At 34.6% G+C, this 23,733-nt stretch carries 19 protein-coding genes; 18 read left to right on the top strand and 1 reads right to left on the bottom strand.

Translation table 11 applies throughout. From position 1 onward, the window contains the following. Positions 1-193: 193 nt before the first annotated feature. Together LKACC16343_RS00920 and LKACC16343_RS00925 are read left to right on the top strand one after the other, a co-directional pair. On the top strand, positions 194-2,440 hold the full coding sequence (locus LKACC16343_RS00920) for a BspA family leucine-rich repeat surface protein (protein ID WP_158106695.1): 2,247 nt from the start codon (positions 194-196) through the stop codon (positions 2,438-2,440). Between the two features lie 243 nt (positions 2,441-2,683). After that, positions 2,684-3,583, top strand: a complete 900-nt coding sequence (locus LKACC16343_RS00925) for a deoxyribonuclease IV (protein ID WP_056952650.1) — start codon at positions 2,684-2,686, stop codon at positions 3,581-3,583. Positions 3,584-3,602: 19 nt separating this feature from the next. Here LKACC16343_RS00925 and LKACC16343_RS00930 read toward each other — a convergent pair whose 3' ends face one another. Further along, positions 3,603-4,424 (bottom strand): pyruvate, water dikinase regulatory protein, encoded by an 822-nt coding sequence (locus LKACC16343_RS00930; RefSeq protein ID WP_056952648.1) that lies wholly within the window; start codon positions 4,422-4,424, stop codon positions 3,603-3,605. Between the two features lie 122 nt (positions 4,425-4,546). On the opposite strand from LKACC16343_RS00930, the gene rpsU reads away from it, so the two are divergent. From rpsU to LKACC16343_RS01010, 16 genes are all read left to right on the top strand, one after another. Further along, entirely contained in the window at positions 4,547-4,729 is a 183-nt protein-coding gene (gene rpsU / locus LKACC16343_RS00935; RefSeq protein WP_010019742.1) for a 30S ribosomal protein S21, read from the top strand. 105 nt (positions 4,730-4,834) lie between these two features. Further along, positions 4,835-5,812, top strand: coding sequence for a PhoH family protein (locus LKACC16343_RS00940; RefSeq protein WP_056952646.1), 978 nt, complete (start codon positions 4,835-4,837; stop codon positions 5,810-5,812). 15 nt (positions 5,813-5,827) lie between these two features. Beyond that, positions 5,828-6,298, top strand: a complete 471-nt coding sequence (gene ybeY / locus LKACC16343_RS00945) for an rRNA maturation RNase YbeY (protein WP_054642139.1) — start codon at positions 5,828-5,830, stop codon at positions 6,296-6,298. Between the two features lie 75 nt (positions 6,299-6,373). Beyond that, a complete protein-coding gene (locus tag LKACC16343_RS00950; protein WP_476728487.1) occupies positions 6,374-6,832 on the top strand; it encodes a cytidine deaminase in 459 nt (152 codons plus the stop codon). 1 nt (position 6,833) lies between these two features. Beyond that, positions 6,834-7,748, top strand: coding sequence for a GTPase Era (era, locus tag LKACC16343_RS00955; RefSeq protein ID WP_056952644.1), 915 nt, complete (start codon positions 6,834-6,836; stop codon positions 7,746-7,748). Continuing rightward, entirely contained in the window at positions 7,748-8,506 is a 759-nt protein-coding gene (gene recO / locus LKACC16343_RS00960; RefSeq protein ID WP_056952642.1) for a DNA repair protein RecO, read from the top strand. The genes era and recO overlap by 1 nt, the downstream gene beginning before the upstream one ends. Positions 8,507-8,733: 227 nt before the next feature. Then, the gene (gene glyQ, locus LKACC16343_RS00965) at positions 8,734-9,642 is read left to right on the top strand and encodes a glycine--tRNA ligase subunit alpha (RefSeq protein ID WP_034544297.1); all 909 of its coding nucleotides are present in this window, start codon (positions 8,734-8,736) and stop codon (positions 9,640-9,642) included. Further along, the gene (gene glyS, locus LKACC16343_RS00970; protein ID WP_056952640.1) at positions 9,635-11,695 is read left to right on the top strand and encodes a glycine--tRNA ligase subunit beta; all 2,061 of its coding nucleotides are present in this window, start codon (positions 9,635-9,637) and stop codon (positions 11,693-11,695) included. The genes glyQ and glyS overlap by 8 nt, the downstream gene beginning before the upstream one ends. 176 nt (positions 11,696-11,871) lie before the next feature. Beyond that, positions 11,872-12,453, top strand: a complete 582-nt coding sequence (locus tag LKACC16343_RS00975) for a hypothetical protein (RefSeq protein ID WP_156638753.1) — start codon at positions 11,872-11,874, stop codon at positions 12,451-12,453. A gap of 21 nt (positions 12,454-12,474) precedes the next feature. Further along, positions 12,475-12,834: a hypothetical protein gene (locus LKACC16343_RS00980; protein WP_056952636.1), complete on the top strand. Its 360-nt coding sequence runs from the start codon at positions 12,475-12,477 to the stop codon at positions 12,832-12,834. A gap of 271 nt (positions 12,835-13,105) precedes the next feature. Beyond that, on the top strand, positions 13,106-14,926 hold the full coding sequence (dnaG, locus tag LKACC16343_RS00985) for a DNA primase (protein ID WP_056952635.1): 1,821 nt from the start codon (positions 13,106-13,108) through the stop codon (positions 14,924-14,926). Positions 14,927-14,948: 22 nt separating this feature from the next. Continuing rightward, a complete protein-coding gene (rpoD, locus tag LKACC16343_RS00990) occupies positions 14,949-16,064 on the top strand; it encodes an RNA polymerase sigma factor RpoD (protein WP_056952633.1) in 1,116 nt (371 codons plus the stop codon). Positions 16,065-16,285: 221 nt separating this feature from the next. Next, a complete protein-coding gene (locus tag LKACC16343_RS00995; RefSeq protein WP_056952631.1) occupies positions 16,286-20,746 on the top strand; it encodes a lectin-like domain-containing protein in 4,461 nt (1,486 codons plus the stop codon). 294 nt (positions 20,747-21,040) lie between these two features. Further along, positions 21,041-22,237: an SAM-dependent methyltransferase gene (locus tag LKACC16343_RS01000; protein WP_056952629.1), complete on the top strand. Its 1,197-nt coding sequence runs from the start codon at positions 21,041-21,043 to the stop codon at positions 22,235-22,237. Between the two features lie 8 nt (positions 22,238-22,245). After that, positions 22,246-22,935 carry a tRNA (adenine(22)-N(1))-methyltransferase gene (locus LKACC16343_RS01005; protein WP_056952628.1) on the top strand — a complete coding sequence of 230 codons (690 nt, stop codon included), beginning with the start codon at positions 22,246-22,248 and terminating at the stop codon, positions 22,933-22,935. Beyond that, positions 22,935-23,732, top strand: a complete 798-nt coding sequence (locus tag LKACC16343_RS01010; RefSeq protein ID WP_056952626.1) for a Nif3-like dinuclear metal center hexameric protein — start codon at positions 22,935-22,937, stop codon at positions 23,730-23,732. The genes LKACC16343_RS01005 and LKACC16343_RS01010 overlap by 1 nt, the downstream gene beginning before the upstream one ends. Position 23,733: the final 1 nt, after the last annotated feature.

The following is a 23,733-nucleotide window of genomic DNA, read 5'->3' on the forward strand; positions in this document are numbered from 1 at the left end:
ATAATTCTTTATGTTGTATACTTCTGATGACGAAAGGATTGATATTTGTATGTTTTATTTTGGGAAGAAAATAAATATTTATAATGTAAATTATCGATTGTTTTTTGTGTTAATTAGTACTTTTTTTATGGCGGCAATTTTTTTAAAAAGTAATCAAACAGTTAAGGCGGATACCACAATAGGCATTCAGAAAATGATGACTATAAATAATGATTTTACGACTAACAAAAGTACGACTTCTTTATTATTCACACCGTTAACGACTACTATTGTTAGTAGTGGTAAAGATGGTACTTGTACGTGGGATATTGATAGTGATGGTAAATTAACAATTCATGCTGGAGTTTTAGCAGATGGTCAAGGAAGTTGGATTTCGTATGCTAGTTCAATTACTAGTGTTTCTGTTGATAAAGGGGTCAGTATTTTAGGTACAAGTGGGGATTATGGGCCCTTCTCGGGATTGACTAATGTTAAAACTATTGACGTTACAAATTTGGATGTTTCTAACGCTACTACCTTGAAAGCATTTTTTAGAAATGACTCTAATCTAATTCAAATCAGTGGTTTGAATACTTGGAATACTTCAAAATGTACAGATATAAGCTATTTATTTATAAATGATAAGTCACTGACTAGTATGGATATATCTAAGTTTGATACTTCTAATGTAATAAACTTAAATTATACTTTTTCTGGTGTTGATTTCACAAAGAGCGATTCCAATGAGATTAAAAACTGGAATGTTTCAAAAGTAAATACAATGAATTATTTGTTTAGAAATACAGTTTTTGATTCATTAGATTTAAGCAATTGGGATATTTCCAGTGTAACCAAAATGAATGGTATGTTTTCAGGTGATAATAACATTGATAAAGTGAAGAATATTGCTGATTGGAATACATCAAAAGTAACTAGTATGAGTAGTATGTTTAGTAATACTAAAGAGACTGATTTATCTTTTCTTGAAAATTGGGATGTTTCTAATGTCAAAGATATGAGTTATATGTTTTCGGGAAATTCTAATTTAACGGGACTCGATATTTCTAAATGGAAAACAAATAGTCTTTCCAATGTAGGGTATATGTTTTATAACTCTCGTTTATTGAATGAGGATAATTTAAAAGGGTATCAAACATTGGTAACCGACAAGGTTACAAACATGGCAGGAATGTTTAGTTTTACGAGTTTTAAGACTATTGATTTGTCTAAATATGATACATCTAGTATTAAGTCAATGGATTATCTTTTTATCGGTGCAAGTAATTTAAAGAAGGTAATTGGAGATTTTGATACCAGCTCGGTAACTAGCATGAATTATATGTTCAAAGGGACCAATCTTAGTGATACTAGTGAATTTAATATCGCCGACTGGGATACTTCCAAAGTAACATCAATGGATAATATGTTTGCTGACGCAGAAATATTTGATATTGATTTTTTAAAAAATTGGAATACCAGTTCATTGACCAGTATGAGTTCAATGTTTTCAGGATTTAGTGGTGCAAAAACAATTCCTTTGCAAAATTGGGATGTTTCAAAAGTTACAAATTTTTCCAAAACCTTTTATAACGCAAAAACATTAACGGATTTGCCAATAGAGAATTGGGATACTTCTAATGCAAAAAATTTTAATTCTATGTTTAATTCGATGACCAGTTTGGAAACATTGGATCTTTCAAATTTCGATACTATTAAAGCAGCCACGGTTGCCGATGCTGTTTCAACTAATGAAACTGAAAATAGTAATGTTGATAACATTTTTACTAATGACACTTCCCTTTGGAAAATAGAACTAGGTCCAAAAGTTGTATTACGGACGTCATCAGGAATCCCTGCACCTGTTTCAGGAACGGCTATTCCGGGTACATCTTGTAAAGCAGATAGTGATAGATGGCAAGAGGTAGATAAAGTAAATGGGGGTACTGATCATGTACCAGTCGGTGATTTGATAACTAATGAGGCAATTATGAAGAAATTCTCTTCACCTGGAAGTCCTGCCGTAACTTATGTTTGGCAACAACAACCTAAAATTGACGTATCTTTGAAGGTGCCTGACATAGAGTTCGGAAGTGTTTCAAGCTATTCAGGCTTAGTTCATCGAAAGACGAATGAATTTTCTATAGAGATCATGAATGATAATTATCCAGAAGAAGCTATGCAGGCATCTTTATCAGTTTCAATGGAAAGGCCTCTGACAGATATTTCTGATAACACAAATACTTTAAATAATGTACTGATCTTTAAGGGTAATGGTAATGATAATGATAATGTCCTTTCATCAGAACCAACCGAAGTTTATGATGGAAAAATTGGTGTGGGAACCAATGATTTGAAATGGGATGAGTATCATGGTGTTTTACTAAATATGAATAATGATAAGTATGCATTGAACGGTAATTATTCGACAATCTTAGATTGGACCCTTACGAGTAGTGTTTAAGACCTTTATGTCAGTAATTGAGTATCTTTGGTTCTTTAACTTACGATGATGTTCTATTTCGTTGAATCTGAAATCCTCAACTGAAACATTTTTAATGTTATTACTTTTTATGCCTGGTACACATAGTATAGAATCGTCTTAAAATATTATTTTTTGTGTTAGGTTCAGTGCTTGTGTTTTAATGTGGGAACAATAAGGTATAGAATCTAACTTGTTTGATTTGTTAAAGAGGGAGAAATTTAAATGATAATTGGTTCACATGTTGCCATGAAGGCACCTAAAATGCTAGCGGGTTCTGCTAGAGAAGCACATAGTTACGATGCTAATGCAATGATGATTTTTACCGGTGCACCGCAGAACACGCGTCGTAAGGATATTTCAGAAATGAATATTCCAGAAGGTCAACGTTTATTAAAACTTTATGGAATTGATCACATTATTGGTCATGCCCCATATATTATTAATTTAGGTAATACGGTAAAACCGGAAAATCTTAAATTTGGAATTTCCTTTATGCACGATGAAATAAAACGTGCTGATGCTTTAGGTATTGAGGCATTGAGTTTTCATCCGGGAGCACATTTGAAACAAGGTCCGAATATTGCGCTTAAACAAATTGGACAAGCTTTGAACGAAGCAATTGACCCTAATCAAAAAGTTTCCATAGCAATTGAAACAATGGCCGGCAAAGGAACAGAGGTCGGTACTAGTTTCGAACAAATTGCACAAATTTTTGATAATTGTGTTCAAAATGATAAGTTGTCCGTCACAATGGATACTTGTCACATGAGTGATGCCGGATACGACATTAAAAATGATTTTGATGGTGTTTTGAATGAATTCGATCATATTATCGGTTTGGACAAGTTGTCAGTGATTCATTTAAATGATTCTAAGAATGAACGTGGTTCTCATAAAGACCGTCATGAAGACATTGGCTTTGGAACAATTGGTTTCGATGCCTTGAATTATGTAGCTCATCATCCACAACTGGAAAGTGTCCCTAAAATCATGGAAACACCTTATGTAAAAAAAGATGAGAATGATAAAAAGGGAATCGCACCTTTCAAGCCAGAGATTGAAATGCTTCGTGCGGGTAGATTTGATCCAGAAATGAAAGAGAAATTAATTCAGAACAATTAAAAAAGCTAACTCATTTGAGTTAGCTCTTCTTATATCCATTAAAATTTAATTGTTCCATGATAATAGCAGCGGTTTCCTCAATTGAACGATCGGCTACATTGATCACAGGACAGCCCAATTTTTCGTAAATTTTATTTGAGTAGTCTAATTCTTTTTGAATTTCGTCTTCTTCAGAATAAGTAGTGTTGGCATCTAAGCCGTAAGCAATCATTCTTTGACGACGAATTTTTTGCAAAACATTCATATCATTAGTTAATCCAACTATCTTATGTGAATCAACGGCCCATAGTTCGTCTGGGATGGCTAATGAGGGACCTATAGGTAAATTAGCTACCTTGATGTTTTTATTAGCGAGATAGAGTGATAGGGGTGTTTTAGAGGTTCTGGAGATACCTAGAAGAACTAAGTCAGCTTCTAAGAAACCTTTAGGATTCTGACCGTCATCATTAGTTACAGTAAATTCCATAGCGGAGATCATGTCAAAATAATCTTTATCCAATTCATGTAAGAGTCCTTTTTTACGCAAGGGTTTTTGATGAACCATTTGAGAGAAAGTACCAATGATTGGATTTAGAATATCATAATAAACTATATGATTATCCTGACAAAATTCATTGATGACATTACAAATTTCGGTTGAGACAATTGTGTGTAAAATGACCGCTTGCTTCTTTTTTGCTAAATTTAGGATGTTTTCTAGCTGCGGATTATTTTTTACGAATGGATATTTAGTGTAAGTTGTATCCATGTTGGGGAATTGCGCAAATGCCGCTTTAGCAACTCTCAGAGCCGTTTCACCGACACCATCAGATAGAACGAAGACGTTTAATTTCTCTTTCATAATAAATTCCTCCAAAAAAATTTAAAAAAATATTTGAACATTATCTTCTTTTTGTTATAATAACATATGAACTGCAAGAGCAATAGACAGTTACGTTAGAATGCGGAAGGAGGGATTATCATATGGCAAAAACCGTCGTTCGTGAAAACGAGTCGCTTGATGATGCTCTTCGTCGATTCAAACGTTCTGTTTCAAAGAGTGGTACACTTCAAGAATATAGAAAACGTGAGTTTTACGAAAAGCCAAGTGTCAAGAGAAAGTTAAAGTCAGAGGCTGCTCGCAAGCGCAACAAGAAACGTCGTTAATAGTTTCTTTTAAGGTTAAAACAATTTAAATTGTTTTAACCTTTTTTTTGTCAAAAAAATTCAGCTTTGTGATATCATTCAAAGTAAGATGGAGGTTCGTTTTTATTGACAGAAAAAGTTGAACAAAGTAAAGAAAGCATTCAAATTAAGAATCCTCAAAACGCAATCAGTCTTTTTGGCGTAAATGATAGCAACTTACATTTAATTGAAGAAGGATTAAGTGTTGAAATCCATGCCTTTGGCGATCGATTAGATGTTACGGGTGCAGAGGACAATGTTAAGCATGCCGTTAATCTTTTAAATAAATTCATGGAATTAGTCAACAGTGGTGTGACTCTAGGGTCAGCTGATGTTGTAAGCGGTCTAAAGATGGACGAACGTGGTACGCTGGATTATTTTGGCGACTTATATAAAGATGAGTTGATCAAAGATTTCAGTGGCAAGCCAGTTCGTGTACGTAATTTTGGTCAGAGACAGTATGTCAATGCCATTAATCACAATGACATTACCTTTGGTATTGGACCTGCTGGTACTGGTAAAACTTATTTAGCCGTTGTTATGGCTGTGGCAGCCTTGAAACAAGGTAAAGTTCAAAGAATCATCCTTACTAGACCCGCTGTCGAAGCCGGAGAGAGCTTAGGATTTTTACCAGGTGATCTTAAAGAAAAGGTTGATCCATACATGAGACCTATCTACGATGCCTTGTATGCCATTCTAGGGTCTGACCACACTAGTCGCTTGCTTGAAAGAGGTGTGATTGAAGTTGCACCATTGGCTTATATGAGAGGCCGTACACTGGATGAATCATTTGTTATTTTGGATGAAGCTCAAAATACTACTAGAGAACAGATGAAAATGTTCTTAACACGTTTAGGGTTTGATTCTAAAATGATTGTAAATGGTGATATTTCTCAAATTGATCTACCTGGTCATACTCGTAGTGGTTTGATCCAAGCACAATCAGTTTTGAAGAATTTGCCACATATTGAATTTGTTAACTTCACATCAGCTGATGTTGTTAGACATCCAGTTGTTGCTGAAATTATTGACGCTTATGAGGATTCAGATAAAAAAGAAAAATAATATTGGGGAATTATTATGGACTTAGAAATTTTTAATGATGATAATTTGATCGACAAAGATAGAGAAAATTGGGTGAAAGATATTGTTCAATTTACTTTTAATCAATTGGAATTAAAGGAAAATACACAACTATCAATTCATTTTGTAACTAAAGATGGTATTCATGATATTAATAAAGAGTATCGTAATGTTGATCGTGCGACTGATGTTATTAGTTTTGCCATTAATGATGGTGAGGATTCACTAGACTATCTAGAAAATCAAATTCCTGATTTACCAGTTGATTTAGGTGATTTGTTTATTAGTACTGAGATTGTAGCGGAACACGCTAAAGACTATGAACATTCATTTGATCGTGAATTGGGTTATACAATTGTGCATGGAATTCTTCACTTGAATGGCTATGACCATATCAAGAAAGAAGACGAGAAAGTCATGATTGGTTTACAAGAAAAGATTTTGGGTGCTTACGGTTTAGAAAAATAAAATTGAGAGCAGGTAATCGTATTTTGATTGCCTGCTCTTATTTTTGAAAAAATAAGTGAGCTTTTACTTTTTAGTTTGCCTAATCTCTTGTATTATAAACATAGTAGAAATACAAAAAGGAGACTGAAACTAGTGGAAATTAACGAACAACAGCTATTTGATGTTGCTGATAAGGCTATGCAAAATGCTTATGCTCCTTATTCTCATTATCAGGTTGGCGCAGCAATTCTTTGTGATAACGACAAAATCTATTCTGGTGTTAACATCGAAAATGCTTCATTTGGTTTAACTAATTGTGCTGAAAGGACAGCTATCTTTAAGGCTGTTTCTGAAGGTGCTAAGAAGGCTAAGGCAATCGTAATCACTAATGGGACCAAAGAGATATCAAAACCCTGTGGAGCTTGTCGTCAAGTGATGAGTGAATTTATGGGACCAGATGATATTGTTTTCTTAGCTAATAATCGTAATGACTGTAAGAAATATACTTTCAAAGAAATTTTGCCACTAGCATTCAGTGATGAGGATATGAATTAATATGGATAATAAAAATTATAAATCGGGTTTTGTAGCAATTATTGGACGTCCAAATGTTGGTAAATCAACATTTATGAATCGTATTATTAAAGAACAAATTGCTATTACATCACCTAAAGCACAAACAACACGTAATAAGATTCAAGGGATTTTTACTGATGATGAACGTCAGATTATTTTCTTGGATACACCAGGAATTCACAAGCCACATAATGACTTGGATCAATACATGGATAAGGCTGCCATTTCAGCTCTTAAAGAAGTTGATGCTGTACTATTCATGACAGAAGCTGGAGAACAAGCCGGTCCTGGAGATAAATTTATCATCGAAGAATTAAAGAAAGTTAAGGCTCCAGTTTTCTTGATTCTAAACAAGATTGATTTGATCAATCCTGATGAAATGATGCCACAAATCGACGAATACAAAGATTTGATGGATTTTGCTGAAGTTATTCCAATTTCCGCAACTAATGGTAACAATGTTGATGATTTGATTGATTCTTTGACAAAGGCTTTGCCAGTTGGACCACAATATTATGCTGATGACCAAATCACTGATCACCCAGAATACTTTATTGTTGGCGAATTGATTCGTGAAAAGATTTTGGAAGATACACGTGATGAAATTCCTCATTCAATTGCGGTTGTAGTTGAATCGATGAATCAACGTAGTGCTGCCGGTAAACTTCAAATTGAGGCTTATATTTATGTTGAACGTGATAGTCAAAAACCTATTGTTATTGGACGTGGCGGTTCTATGTTGAAGAATATCGGTATTGGTTCACGTATTAAGATTGAACATTTGTTAGGTGAGAAGATCAATTTGAAACTTTGGGTACGTGTTAAGAAAAATTGGCGTGATGATCCAGCCTTTTTAGCTAGTGCTGGCTATTCATTGAAGGACTTGAATAATTAATGCATCAAACGGCAACTAATTTCTTCGGAATTGTTGTACGACGTCAACGTTATAAAGAACGGGATGCTTTGGTCACAATTCTGACGAAAGAATACGGGTTTAGAACTTTTTTGGTTCGTAGTACGCAAAACTCTAAATCAAAAATATCAGGTTCAGTGATTACCTTTTCGTATGGTGAATACTCAGGTGTAGTTCGAGATGATGGTTTGTCATATTTGAATTCAGCTAGTAATATCAAACAATTTGATGAGATCGTACAAGACATTGAATTGAACGCCTACGCTACTTTTCTATTTGACTTGTATCATGAAGCTTTTATTGATGATCCTGTACCAGATAATTGGTATCGAGAACTCTTTAAAGCTCTGCTGTACATTGATAATGGCTATGATGCGCAGATCATTGTCAATATCATGCAAATGAAATTGTTGGATGCTTTTGGAGTTAAACCCAATATGGATGCTTGTGTGGTTGGCGGTGAAACTGAAGGTGTCTTTGATTTTTCCGTCCTTTTAGGTGGATTAATTTGTTCAAATCACTTTGATAACGATATTCATCGTTTGCATATTCCAAAACGAATCATTTGTTTTCTACGTTTGTTCAGTAAAATCAATTTAGATCAAGTTGGTAAAATTGAAATTAAAGAAAATAATAAAGATTTGATCCAACATGCGATTGATGCTATTTATTTGGGGACAGTTGGATATTATCCTAAAAGTAAAACTTTTATCGATAAAATGAAGCGTTGGCGCTTTTAGCCAATTGACAATCTTTATGAAAATGGTTATATTTGTAAATGTGAAAACAGCGACAGGGGATGGTGGAAGCCCTGACTAAGATTTATGGCGTATAATTTTCATTTGAATATAAAAGAGCAGGACTTTGTCCTGAATTAGGGTGGAACCGCGAATAATCGTCCCTTGCAGAGAGTGCCTAAGTGTACACTGCAAGGGATTTTTTTGTGTTTTGCCTGAAGGGAGAAAACATGGTTAAGAAGTTAAATATACAAGATATGATTCTTACTCTTCAAAAATTTTGGGGTAGTAAGGGCTGCATGTTAATGCAAGCATATGATACAGAAAAAGGTGCCGGAACAATGAGTCCATACACATTTTTACGTGCAATTGGACCAGAACCATGGAATGCTGCCTACGTTGAACCATCAAGACGTCCAGCTGATGGTCGTTATGGTGAAAACCCTAACCGTTTATACCAACATCATCAATTCCAAGTAGTTATGAAACCAGCTCCAGAAAACATTCAAGAGTATTATTTGGATTCATTACGTGCTTTAGGTATTGAACCACTAGAACATGATATTCGTTTCGTTGAGGATAACTGGGAAAACCCATCAATGGGTTGTGCCGGTGTTGGTTGGGAAGTTTGGCTTGATGGTATGGAAGTTTCTCAATTTACATACTTCCAACAAGTCGGTGGACTTCAATGTCATCCAACAACTAGTGAAATCACTTATGGTGTTGAACGTCTAGCATCATACATCCAAGATGTAAACTCTGTTTATGATCTTGAATGGGGCGACGGTGTTTTGTACGGTGATATCTTTAAAGAACCAGAATATGAACATTCAAAATATTCATTTGAAGAAAGTAATCAAGATATGCTTTTCAAATTTTTTGATGAATATGAAAAAGAAGCTAACCGTTTGATGGATCTAGGTTTGGTTCACCCGGCTTATGATTACATCTTGAAGTGTTCACATACATTTAACTTGTTAGATGCTCGTGGTGCTGTTTCTGTTACTGAACGTGCTGCTTTCTTATCACGTATTAGAAAGATGGCTCATAAGGTTGCTAAAGCCTTTGTTGAGGAAAGAAAGAAACGTGGCTTCCCACTTCTAGCAAACAGTCAAGCAAAGGAGAACGAAAATGACTAAAAATTACTTATTAGAAATTGGATTGGAAGAAATGCCAGCCCATGTTGTAACTAAGAGTGTTAATCAATTTGCTCAAAGGGCAGAGAAATTCCTTAAAGAAAATCGTATTTCTTTTGATTCAATTGAAAAATTTTCTACTCCTAGAAGATTGACAATCCTAGTTAAAGGTATTGCTGATAAACAAACTGATATCGATGTCAAAGCTAAGGGTCCATCTAAGAAAATTGCCCAAGATGCTGATGGTAATTGGACAAAGGCTGCACAAGGGTTCGCTCGTGGACAAGGCATGACACCAGATGATATCTTTTTTGAAGAATTAAAGGGTGTTGAATACGCCTATATTCAAAAACATGAAGATGGTCAAAAAGTTGAAGATGTATTGAGCCATATGGATGAAGTTATTAAAGCTATCACATTCCCTACAAGAATGCGTTGGGGTTCATATGATTTCGAATATATCCGTCCAATTCACTGGTTGGTATCTCTACTTGATACAGAAGAAGTACCAGTTAAGATTCTTGATATTACTTCTGGACGTATGACTCGTGGACACAGATTCTTGGGTGAAGATGTTGAAATCGATGACGCTAAGAACTATGTTGAAAAATTAAAATCACAATTTGTTATAGTTGATGCTAAAGAACGTAAACAAATTATTTCTGACCAAATTAGTAAAATTGCTACAGACAATAACTGGGATATTGATGTTGATGCTGATCTATTGGAAGAAGTTAATAATCTAGTTGAATTCCCAACAACTTTCTACGGCTCATTCGATAAGAAATATTTGGAAATTCCTGAAGAAGTTCTAATCACTTCAATGAAGGATAACCAAAGATACTTCTATGTACGTGACCAAAGTGGAAAATTGGCTCCTTACTTTATCGGTGTTAGAAATGGTAATACAGAACATATTGAAAATGTTATTCGTGGTAATGAAAAAGTTCTTGTTGCTCGTCTAGAAGACGCTGATTTCTTCTTTAAAGAAGATCAAAAGAAGACAATTGCTGATTATGTTGAAAAACTTAAGTCAGTTAACTTCCACGTTAAAATCGGTACAATGTATGAAAAAATGGCTCGTGTTCACCAAATTGCAGAACATTTGGCTAAATTATTCAAACTAGATGAAAATGAAACTAAAGATTTGCTACGTGCCAGTGACATTTATAAATTTGACCTAGTAACAAACATGGTTGATGAATTCCCAGAACTACAAGGTGTTATGGGTGAAAAGTATGCTGAAATTATGGGCGAAACAGAAGCTGTTGCTCATGCTGTTCGTGAACACTACATGCCTATTTCAGCTGAAGGTGAAGTGCCTGCAAGTAAAGTTGGTGCAGCCTTAGCCATTGCTGATAAATTAGATTCGTTAGTTACTTTCTATGCAGTTGATTTAATTCCTAGTGGTTCAAATGATCCATACGCATTGCGTCGTCAAGCTTATGGTATCGTTAGAATTCTTAATCAATATCAATGGTCATTGAACTTGAATGACCTTCAAGATTACTTAAAAGCTAACTTAACAGTTCCTGCTAAATTAGACCTAAGCAAACATGAAAAAGATATTGATGACTTCATGATCGATCGTGTACGTCAACTATTGAAACAACAAGATGTTCGTGGAGATATTATTGATGCTGTTGCTGGTGGTTCAAATGTAGATCCGATTGCTATGATTGACGTTGCCAAAGTGCTACAAAATCATATTTCTGATGATGACTTCAAAGTTGTCATGGAAGCATTGGGTAGAATTGTTAACTTATCTAAGAAAGCTAAGTTTGGCTATTCAGACGATTTGACAGTTGATGATTCATTGTTTGAAAATCCATCAGAAGCTAAGTTAAAAGAACAAGTTGCTGAAGTTAGTGACGAGAATGCTGAGGATTTATTCAAACAATTGGCAGCTCTACGTCCAACAATTGATTCATACTTCGATGAGAATATGATTATGGCTAAAGATGAAAAAGTTAAGAATAACCGTTTGACACAATTAGTTATTGCTAACAATTTGATTGCTAAGCTTGGTGACCTTTCTAAGATCGTTACAAAATAGTTTTATATAAAAAATTAAGCTCTCAATATTCGTTGGAATATTGGGAGCTTTTTTTAGAATTAATTAATATATGTATGAAACTTTATTTATTAAAAAATTTGCCTTCTTTTGTTGTTCAAATAATAGTCAAATGTTATTTTGAAAATATTAAATTGAATAATGGTTGGTTTTTGCAAATGAATATAGAAAGATGCTATCATGGAACAACATTTGGTAATGCAAAAAGAATTATGAAAAATGGCTTTTTATTAGGTAAAATTCCAGGTAAGAATAATATAATTGGTCGTAAGAATTATAATCCTGGGTCTTTAGGATTAGGAATTTATTGTTTTGTGGATGATTATATTAGTGCAGTTTTATTCACCAAAAGAAGAAACAGTTGGACTAAGGAAAGACTTGCAGTTCTAGGCTTTGAAATAGAATCAAATGACTATATTTTAGATTTTACGGATATTAATACAATCAAAATTTTCAGAGCGTTTTGGTCTAAAACATCTCAGGTAATAAAAACATTACGATCCAAGTATAATAATGATGGATTTGCATCAAAACTTGACGGAGCAATTTTGGATTTGTTTATAATCTGGCTTGTAAAAAATAAAAAAGTAGATAAAATTCAAGGAATATATAAATTAAGTCAAAATAACCTGACAGATGTCAATATTTATATAACGGGACTTCCAAATTCAGCGGAACTATGTATTAAAGACAACGAAGTAATAAAAAAGAGTTCCATGTATTATGAAATAATAGATTAAATTGAGGAGGTGTAATTTATTATGAGATGGAATGAAAATGAAAAACAAATCATAAATGAAATAGAAAATACTGATTTAGAAAAATTTGTAGAAGATAATATAGATATTGTTGATTCAAATTTATCTCAAAATTTTGAAAAGCAAAGAAACGTTATTACTGAAATGACCGGATCAGAGGCTACTGGATATGCAATGATTGCACCGGATAAAAATAAACTTTCTGTTCCAGATAGATTAGTACTTGTACGGCTTGGTCCTAAGTCCTTAGGTAAAAGAAGTCGGATACGCGCACGAAATAGAAAGTTAAGAAGAATAGAAAATAGAAAAGCATTAGGTAGAAACCTTCTAAAAGAAGAACTCATATATAGAAATCAAAATTAATAATCATGTCTTTGGTGGCGTGATTTTTTTATTTGAAATTTTTCTACAAAAAATGATTATCATATTAAATAGGTTAATCACGTGACATTTATACCAAACCGTGTATAATAAATAGTTGACAAGCGACTAGTGGTCCCAGTTTGCACTTTTTTGTGGGAGCACTTTTTTATTCCTAGGTCGTTAGTGAGCAGTTCAACATGTTTGTTTTCTTGAAATGGATGTGTTAAATTGTGTGCCTGTCTTATAAATATTCTGTGAGGAGGTGTATGCTATGGCAACACGAATTCCTCAGGAATTCATCGATGAGGTTACTTCAAAGACTAATATTGTTGATGTGATTAGTAAGTATGTACAGCTGAAAAAATCCGGTAAAAATTTGTTTGGACTTTGCCCGTTTCATGAAGAAAGAACTCCTTCATTCTCTGTAGCGGAGGACAAACAAATTTTTCATTGTTTCAGTTGTGGTCGTGGTGGGAATGTTTTTAAGTTCATTATGGAAATTGAGAATAAGACTTTCCCGGAAGCTATAATTGAAGTCGCTCAAATGGGAAACATTTCTGTACCCGATCAGTACCAAGCAAGTACGCCATATCAGAATTCTGATAGTCACGTTTTGCTTAAGATGTATGCTGATGCCGCTAAATTGTACAGCCACATTTTACTAAAAACGGAAAATGGTACACAAGCTTTGAAGTATTTGAATAATCGTGATTTGGGTGAAGATTTAATCCAAACTTTTAATATCGGTTATGCTCCAAATAATAACGATCTCTTATTGCAATTCTTTAAGGGACGGGATGTCAGTGAAGATATCTTGAGAAAATCAGGATTGTTTGCTGAGAATCAAGAGGGACAATTATTTGATCGATTTCGTGATCGAGTAATGATTCCTATTACTGATGAATCTGGAAATATCATTGCCTTTTCTGGCCGTATTTTAGATAAAACTGCCTCGACAGCTAAGTATCTGAATAGTCCGGAAACGCCGATCTTTAATAAAGGGAAAACGTTGTTCAATTTGAACAATGCCAAAAAAGAGATTCGTGAAAAAAGTAATGTGATTTTATTTGAAGGATTCATGGATGTCATTAGTGCCTATAAAGCTGGTGTCACCAATGGTGTGGCTTCAATGGGTACTAGTTTGACGGATGATCAGTTATATACTTTAAGTCGTTTAACTAATCAAATTAATGTTTGTTACGATGGTGATGATCCAGGAGTTGAGGCTACTTATCGAGCTTTGACCCAGATGAATGATGATCGTTTCACCTACGGTGTTATCAGTATTCCTGATAAGAAGGATCCGGATGAGTTTATCCGTAGTGAGGGTAATGAGAAGTTTCAGAATTTAACTAATAATGGTGTACAGACACCGATTTCGTTTATTCTGAATTACTTTAAACGTAACTATAATCTAAATAACGAACATGATCAGTTAGAGTTTTTAAACCAATCTTTGCATGAGATAGTTAAGTTGCAATCACCGGTTGAAATCGATATGTATGTTGGTCGGGTTGCTGACGAAATGGGTGTTTCCAAAGAGGCAATCAATAAGGAATTGGATGCCTTGCGTCGACAACAAGCAATTAAGGAGCCAGCCAACAATTATAAAGATGTTCAACAGAGAGCTTTAGAGAAAGTAACTTCAAGTGTTAAGCCCAAGTATGATCGTTTGGAGAAATCAGAGCGCTACCTACTATATTGGGCAATTAATTATCCTGAAGTTCGTATCAATCTTAAAGGTGATGGATTCAAATTTATCCATCAGAGTTATCAACGTATTTTTGATAGTTTGTTATCTTATGTCGATTCAGACGATACGGAAGAAGAAATCAATATTTCTGATTTCATGAATGTTTTGGATAATGATGATAAGAATTTGTTAGCTGATTTGGAAATGATGAATATGCCGGAAGAATATAATGATCAAGAAATTGAGGATTATATCGGCAATATTAAGAATTCCAGTTTGGAAGAGCAGATTAAAGAAATTAATGAACAACTTAAAAAGGCGGCGATGGTCGGTGACAATAAATTGCAGTTAGATTTAACTAAGCAATTGATTGAGGTTAGAAGAATTCTTAGCAATTAAGCATACTGGAGGAATATAATATATGGCAACAAAGAAAACAACAGTATCAAAAGAATTAAAAACTGCTACAAAGAAGCTCATCAAGGATCTTAAGAAAACTGGTAAGATTACCGAAGATGACTTACAAGAAAAGATTATCAAACCTTACAAGTTGAAGGGTGAAGCTCTAAATAACTTCATCAGTGAATTGGAAGATGTTGGTATCGGTGTTGTTGATGACAAGGGTAATCCAAGTAAGCTTGCACTTCTTAAGGAAAAGAGCGAAGAAAAGAAGAGTAAGAAGAACGATACAACAGCTCCAACTGATATCAAGGTTAATGATCCTGTACGTATGTATTTGAAGGAAATTGGTCGTGTTCCTTTGCTTAACGCTCAACAAGAAGTTGATCTTGCTTTGAAGATCGAACAAGGTGACGAAGAAGCTAAACAAGCTTTGGCTGAAGCTAACCTTCGTTTGGTTGTTTCCATTGCTAAGAGATATGTTGGTCGTGGAATGCAATTCTTGGATTTGATTCAAGAAGGTAACATGGGTCTAATGAAGGCTGTTGAAAAATTTGATTACAGATTAGGATTCAAATTCTCTACTTATGCAACATGGTGGATTAGACAGGCTATTACGCGTGCTATTGCCGATCAAGCCAGAACAATTCGTATCCCAGTTCATATGGTCGAAACTATTAATAAGTTGATCAGAATTCAGCGTCAATTGCTTCAAGATTTAGGTCGTGAACCACTTCCTGAAGAAATTGGTGCCGAAATGGATATGCCTACTGGTAAAGTTCGTGATATTTTGAAGATTGCTCAAGAACCAGTTTCTTTGGAAACACCTATTGGTGAAGAGGATGATTCACATCTAGGTGACTTTATTGAAGATTCTGATGCTACAAGTCCTGAAGATCACGCTTCTTACGAACTATTGAAGGAACAACTAGAGAATGTTCTAGATACTTTGACAGATCGTGAAGAGAACGTTTTACGTTTACGTTTTGGTTTGGACGATGGTCGTACAAGAACTCTTGAAGAAGTTGGTAAAGTATTTGGTGTTACTCGTGAGAGAATTCGTCAAATTGAAGCCAAAGCTTTGAGAAAACTACGTCATCCTTCTAGATCAAAACAATTAAAAGATTTCCTTGAATAATAAAAAAAACACTCAGTATTCCTGTATAGGATGCTGAGTGTTTTTTTGTAAAATCCAAAAAAGACGTTAATTTATTACATAATTTGATGTTATTAAAATAAAAATATAAATGAATAATTTATTAAAATTAAATAATAATATTTGTGAGAATATTATTCACAAATTTATTAACCATTGTTATACTCAAGTCGGTTTTAGATGAAGTAATATTGGGGGAAATTATGAAAAAAATCTATGTACGAGACCGACTACTTAAGAATTCACTATTGACTTGTGTAACAGCTTTAACCGTTGGGGCTGGGTTAGTTATTAATACTCAGATCGTTAAAGCTTCTGACGTTGATAATGATTCTACAGAGGTCTCTCAATTACAAAATAGTGCTACGAATAGTACTACAAGTAGCGTTGCGACCAAAGCAGCATCTACAGTAATTTCAGATAAACCTGCAACAACTGCACTAAATTCCGATACAAAAACTACGGAAAAGCAAGTACCTGAGGAAACACAGTTAAAAGCAGCTACATCAGCAAATAGTACGACACAAAATGTTGATGCATCAGAACAGGAAAATGATAATAATGTATCAGATGCTTCAGTTTCCAAACCACAAGCAACACCGGTAACTAAAGCTGATGGCAACAATCAAGTTACGAATGTAAATAAGGATAATTTCAATGATTATTTCACAACTAATGGGACTGCTACCTATGATCAAAAATCAGGAGTTGTTACGTTAACACCTGACCAAAATAATAAAATTGGTAATTTCACACTAAATGAAAAAATTGATTTGAGCCAAGACTTTACTCTTAAAGGTGGAGTCAATCTAGGAAATAAAACGCAAAGTAAAGGTGGAGCCGATGGAATGGGCTTTGCTTTCCATAACGGGAATACCGGTGATCTCGGTAATGCTGGTGGCAATATGGGTATTGGTGGTTTGCAAAATGCCCTTGGATTCAAACTTGATACTTATCATAATAACTATCAGGCACCTAATAGTTCCCAAAATAATGCAGAGATAGATTACAATAATTCAAATGATTTTGGTTGGGCTGCCGATCCGACCAACTCGACTCAATTTGGTGCTTTCGTGACAACATCCAATCAAAACATCATTGCCAAAAATAAAAAACCGGCTCAAAGATGGTGGGCTGAAACTAATGCCAAATCTGTTAAGGCTTTAAGTGCTAGTGATTTGGACAACAAATTTCATGACTTTACAATTGCGTATACAGCCGACAATCGGGAAATAAAAATTAGTTATGCTGATAATAGTAAAGGTACCTTAGTATGGAATAGCGCAGTGCCCACATCTTATGGTGATTCATTAGCCTTGAGTGTTACTTCATCAACTGGTGGCAATAAGAATAAGCATCAATTTAGACTGGACAGTTTGGAGTTCACTAAGGCTGCATCAGTAAATGTTAGACATATTGATTACTTTACAGGTAAGGATTTGGTTGAAGACACAGTCAGCTACCCTAATGGTGCCTCCGTTGGAGGGACTTATCAAACAGCTGTTAAGGATATTCCTGGATATTATTATGTGGGACTAAATGGAACAACAGCAACAATAACTGCTCAAGGACAAAGTGTCTCCCTTCCTATTAAGGTAATTGATAAAGAAACGGGCAAAGCTGTTGAGAATAGCATTCCTGCTATGGGAGAGATGCAACAAGAAGGAAACAACGGAACTGTAGTTTATGTTTATATGCCAATCCCTGATAAAATTGATGTTAATAATGCTATTAAACAGAGTAATGTAAACGAAACAATTCATTACGTTGATGCGGACACTGGTGAAACGATTGCTACAGATTATAAGGCACCAGAAATCACTTTTGTTAAAGGAACTAAAGCCGGTAAGACAATCACGCTCTATCATAACGATAAGGATGGATCTAGTACAGACCAAACTACTTGGAGTGTAAGTAATAATGGCTCGTTTGAAGAAGTTGTAAACCCAGCAATTGATGGTTATAAAATTCAAAGTGTTGAAGAAAATGGTGTTTCACAAGCTGATTTGACAGCAGTTGAATCCAAAGGAACTTTCTTTGGCGATAAGGATAAAGAAATTACTGTTTATTATGTAAAGGATAACGATGCTTCAGTTCAAGTTCGTCATATTGATTATTTCACTGGAAAAGATATTGCAACTGATAATACTCTGACTTATTCAAATGGAGCAATTGTTGGCAGCACTTATACTACTAACCCAATGAATATTACTGGATATAAATATGTGGCTTTGAATGGTCAAACTATAGACGTTAAAGGAACAAAAATTCCTATTAATGTTAAGGGCGTAGAGTCTAGTTTGCCTGCTAGTGGTGATTTAATAAAGGGCGACAACGGGACTGTAACTTATGTGTATGTTCCAACAGATTTTCAAATTATCAAATCTCCCGTTAATGAGACAATTCATTATGTAGAAGAAAGAACAAATCTACCATTAGCCAGTGATTATCAGGCTGATCCAATTGTATTTGTTCAAGTAACTCGAAATGGTAAATCGGTAGTGATGTACCATAATGAAAATGATGGCTTATCAGTGGATGATCCTAATGCTTGGCATAATGCAGACGATCAAAATGCTAATTTCAAAGAAGTTAAGAATCCAGAAATTACAGGTTATCATGTTGTTAGAAATGATGCTAATTCTGATTTGAACAAAGTTGAAATGAAATCAACAAACTATCAAGGTGCTGACCAAGAATATACGGTTTACTATGCAAGGGATGTTGATGCTTTAGTCAATGTTAGACATATTGATTACTTTACAGGCAAAGATATCGTGCCAGATAATACTTTAACGTATCCAAATGGCGCTCATTCAGGAGAAAATTACACATCAAATTCAATGGATATTTCAGGTTATAAATATATTGGATTGAATGGATCTAGTGTAACTGTAAACTTAAATGGACAGACGATGACACTTCCTATCAATGTTAAAAATGAGGAAAAGAGTATTCCCGCCGCAGGAACCTTAACTAAGGGTGATAACGGAACTGTTATTTATGTTTATCTACCAACTTTGGATAGTGTCAAGACAAGTACTGTCAACGAAACAATCCATTATGTTGACTATGATACTAATGAACCAGTAGCTACCGATCATGTAGCAAATAAGATTACTTTTGTTCAAGCAACTAAGGGTGATAAAACAGTTACTTTTTATCACAATGGCAATAACGGAAGTTTGAAAGATCCTAAAAATTGGAACATCAGTAATACTGGTATCTTTAATGAAGTTAAGAATCCTGAAATTGATGGTTACAAGATTTATAAAGTTCAAGACCAAACTGATTTGGAAAACGTTGAAGCTAAGTTGACTGAATTTGGCGGCAAAGATCGAGACTATACAGTTTATTATGTAAAAGATACTGATGCCCTGGTTAAAGTAAGACATATTGATTACTTTACGGGTGAAGATATAGTTGATGATACTACTTTGACCTATCCTAACGGAGCTAGTCAAGGCAATGAATATTCATCTACAAAAGAGAATATTCCAAATTATACTTATATTGGTTTAAACGGTTCTAAACCAGAAATAAGTTTGGCTGGACTTAATCTGCCAGCAACCATTTATGCAAAAAATAATCGTGAAGTTAGTTTGCCAAGTAAGGGAACTCTAAATGAGATAGGTGATAATGGAACAATCATCTATGTTTATGTACCAACACCTTCAGGAATCAGTTATGGGGCACATACAGTTAGAGAAACAATTCATTATGTAGAAATTGGAACAAATGATACTTTGCATGCGGATTATGTTTCCCCATCAATCATCTTTGTTAGTGGAAGCGCAAATGATAGATCTGCACAACTTTACCATAATAATGCTGATGGACCAGTGACTGATACTGATAGTTGGTACTACGTTGGATCAAAACTTTCAAGAGCCTTGATTAGTAGCGGTGTACCACAATTTTCAGAAGTACCAAATCCAGAGATTGCTGGTTATCACGTTGTTTTAGTTGATAAGAATGAGGTTGATCCTGATAACTTGGATAGCGTTGAGGATAAAGTTACTGACCCTGAAAAGACTAATGCTGATCATGAATATACTGTTTATTATGCAAAGGATAAGGAAGAACCAAGTAACCCAGAAGAACCAGGCAATCCTGAAGAACCAAGTAACCCAGAAGAACCAAGTAATCCTGAAGAACCAGGTAATCCAGAGGAACCAGGCAATCCAGAGGAACCAAGTAATCCTGAAGAACCAGGCAATCCTGAAGAACCAGGTAATCCCGAAGAACCAGGCAATCCAGAGGAACCGGGTAATCCTGAAGAACCAAGTAATCCAGAGGAAGCAGGTAATCCTGAAGAGCCAGGTAACTCAGAAGAACCAGGTAATCCTGAAGAGCCAAGTAACCCAGAAGAACCAGGTAATCCTGAAGAGCCAAGTAACCCAGAAGAACCAGTCAACCCTGAGGAATCAATCGATTCTGAGAATCATGGCGATTCGAATGAAACAAGTAACTCTGAAAATACACTTGTCTCGTTAAATTCCGACGAGAATAGCGAAAATAGTACTGCCAATGTATTAAACAATGTGGTAAAGAAAGAAGTAGGAAGTCTTCCACAAACAGGAAATAAGAAGAATTCTTGGCTATCATATTTGGGAGCCGCACTATTGTTCTTCGTTCCAGCTATTTTTAAAAAACGTATTTAAATGTGTTAAAAGTCAAAAATTAATTTAAAGAAATAGTATTCAAGTTCAAACTAATAATAAGTGTTCATATTGATCAATGATTGGAAAGATTCCAATATAGGTCAGTACGGACACTTTTTTATTGAAATAGAATCTAGTTTAATTGGGGCAAGGGCCATTTAAAAACTGAAATAGGTATAGAATCGCTGTATTTGAGACATTTTTATTAATATGTTTCTGAAAATCAGTAGTTTTAGTTTATATTTTTTCACAATTTGATTTACAATTAATATATCTACTTTTTTGGAGGATGTTATGTTAGATAAAAAGATTTATGACGAAATATTTTCACGTTCATTTACTATTCCTATTAAGGTTGTTTTTTGGGACGGGAAAGAAAAGAATTATGGACCAGAAGGAAAGTCTGATATAACTATTAAGTTTAATGACAAAGTTCCTATTTCTGAAGTTGTAAAACATGCTACCCTAACTTTAGGTGAAGCATATATGGACAAGAAAATTGAAATTGAAGGTTCAATCCAAAAATTGATCACTTCTGCTTACACTCAATCTGATAGTTTTATGTCCAGTTTAAAGTTGAAAAAATACATTCCTAAGTTTAATCACTCAGAGGAAGGTAACAAAAAAGAAATTCAAGAACATTATGATATTGGTAATGATTTCTACAAATTATGGCTTGATAAGACTATGACATATTCATGTGCTTATTTCAGAACTCCAGAGGATACTTTGGAACAAGCCCAAATGAACAAAGTACGTCATATTTTGAATAAGTTAAACACTAAACCTGGTGAAACAATTCTTGATATCGGTTGTGGTTGGGGAACAATGATGTTCACTGCTGCTAAAGAGTATGGTTTGAAGGCAAAAGGTGTTACATTAAGTCAAGAGCAATACAATTATGTAAATCAAAAGATTCAAGATGAAAATTTGAGTGATCAAATGGAAGTTATGCTTGAAGACTATCGTGAAGTTAATGAAAAATTCGATCATGTCGTTTCTGTTGGTATGTTTGAACACGTTGGTAAAGATAATCTACCTGGTTACTTTGAAACAGTTAAGAATGTTTTGAAACCAAATGGTAATGCTCTAATTCATGGTATTACTGGTCAACACTATGGTGTCGGTGTAGATGCTTGGCTAGTTAAGTATATCTTCCCAGGTGGCTATATTCCTGATGTTAAAGAAAATGTTGGTCATATTTTAGACGCAGGTCTTCAAATTGATGACTTAGAACCACTTCGTCGTCATTATCAAAAGACTGTTGAAATTTGGGATCGTAACTTTAATAAAGTTGTAGATCAAGTTGATAAAATGTACGGTGAAAGATTTGTTCGTATGTGGGACTTGTATCTACAAGCATGTGCTGCTTCGTTTGAAAGTGGCAATATTGATGTTATTCAATTTCTTTTGACAAATGGACCTAGTGGTACAGCAATGCCAATGACACGTGAATACATGACAGACTTAGACAAAAAGACTGCAGAATAGAGGTTAAAGTGACTTTACTTTCAAAGAGATTACAAGCCGTTTACCAAATGGTTGATAAAGATACAAGAGTGGCTGATATTGGATCAGATCATGCTTATTTGCCAGTAGAATTAATAGAAGAAAAAATTTGTCAATTTGCAATTGCTGGTGAAGTTGCACCCGGTCCTATATCACGTTCTAAAGCAGACGTTGATAAGTTTGGATTAAGCAAACAAATTGATGTTCGTTTGGGTGATGGCCTAGCTGTTATTAAACCTGAAGATCAAATTGATACGGTCGTAATTGCTGGTATGGGTGGTATTTTGATTCAAAATATTCTCACACGAGCAACCGTAGATCAGTTGTCCAATGTTAAGACGTTAATTTTACAACCTAATATTGGTGAACCGCTGGTACGTCATTGGTTAGTCGAAAATAATTTTGAAATCGTTGATGAAGATATCGTTGAAGAAGAACATCACGTTTATGAAATTATTAAAGCTAACAAAGTTGAACAAGCTAAGCCGCTGAATTCAGCCCAATTTTTAATGGGTCCAGTACTAATGACCAAGAAGACTCCAACCTTTATTGCTAAATGGCAACATAAGCTCAATAGCTATCAAAAGGCTGTTGAGAATATGTCCCATGCAAAGAAGATTGATCAAGCCAAAATTGATTTAATGAACCAAGATATTAAATATATTGAGGAGATATTATAATGGTAGAAATTCAAGTTCAAGATATTATTAATCGAATTGAAGAATTTGCTCCATTGTCAATTAAAGAAGATGGCGATCCAACTGGTTTCCAGATTGGTAATCGTAAACAGACTGTTCATCGTCTTATGACGACACTAGATGTTCGTCCACAAGTAGTTAAAGAAGCTATCGACAAAAATGTTGATTTCATCTTAGCTCATCATCCAATCATGTTTCATCCAGCCCATAATTTAGATCTAACATCACCACAAAATCAAATGTATCGTGACTTGTTATCACACAATATTGCCGTACATGCTGTTCATACTAACCTTGATAAAGCTCACGGTGGTATGAATGATTGGTTAATGGAAGAATTGGGTTTAAATAATGTTAGTTATTTAAATGAAGACGATGATTACTCTTTGGGGCGTATGGGTGAATTGAAAGAGCCGATGGAGTTAGTCGATTTTGCTAAAATGGTTCGTGATGCTTATCATGTTCCTAATCTTCGTTATGTTAAATCAGATTTAGGTCAGAAAGTTAAAAAAGTTGCCATAATTGGTGGCGATGCAGGAAAGTTTTATCCAGAAGTTATTAAAGCTGGTGCTGACACCTTTATTACTGGGGATGTTTATTATCATACTGCACACGATATGATGGCTAATGGTCTTAATGTAATCGATCCAGGGCATCATATTGAGGCAATCTTTATTAAAGAAATGGCAAGTTTGTTAGAAGATTGGAAAAAATCTAATAAATGGGACTTAGATATAGTACAATCAGAAGTAGATACAGAACCATATAATTTCTTATAGG

Source organism: Companilactobacillus bobalius (assembly GCF_002179915.1).
GTDB classification, from domain to species: domain Bacteria; phylum Bacillota; class Bacilli; order Lactobacillales; family Lactobacillaceae; genus Companilactobacillus; species Companilactobacillus bobalius.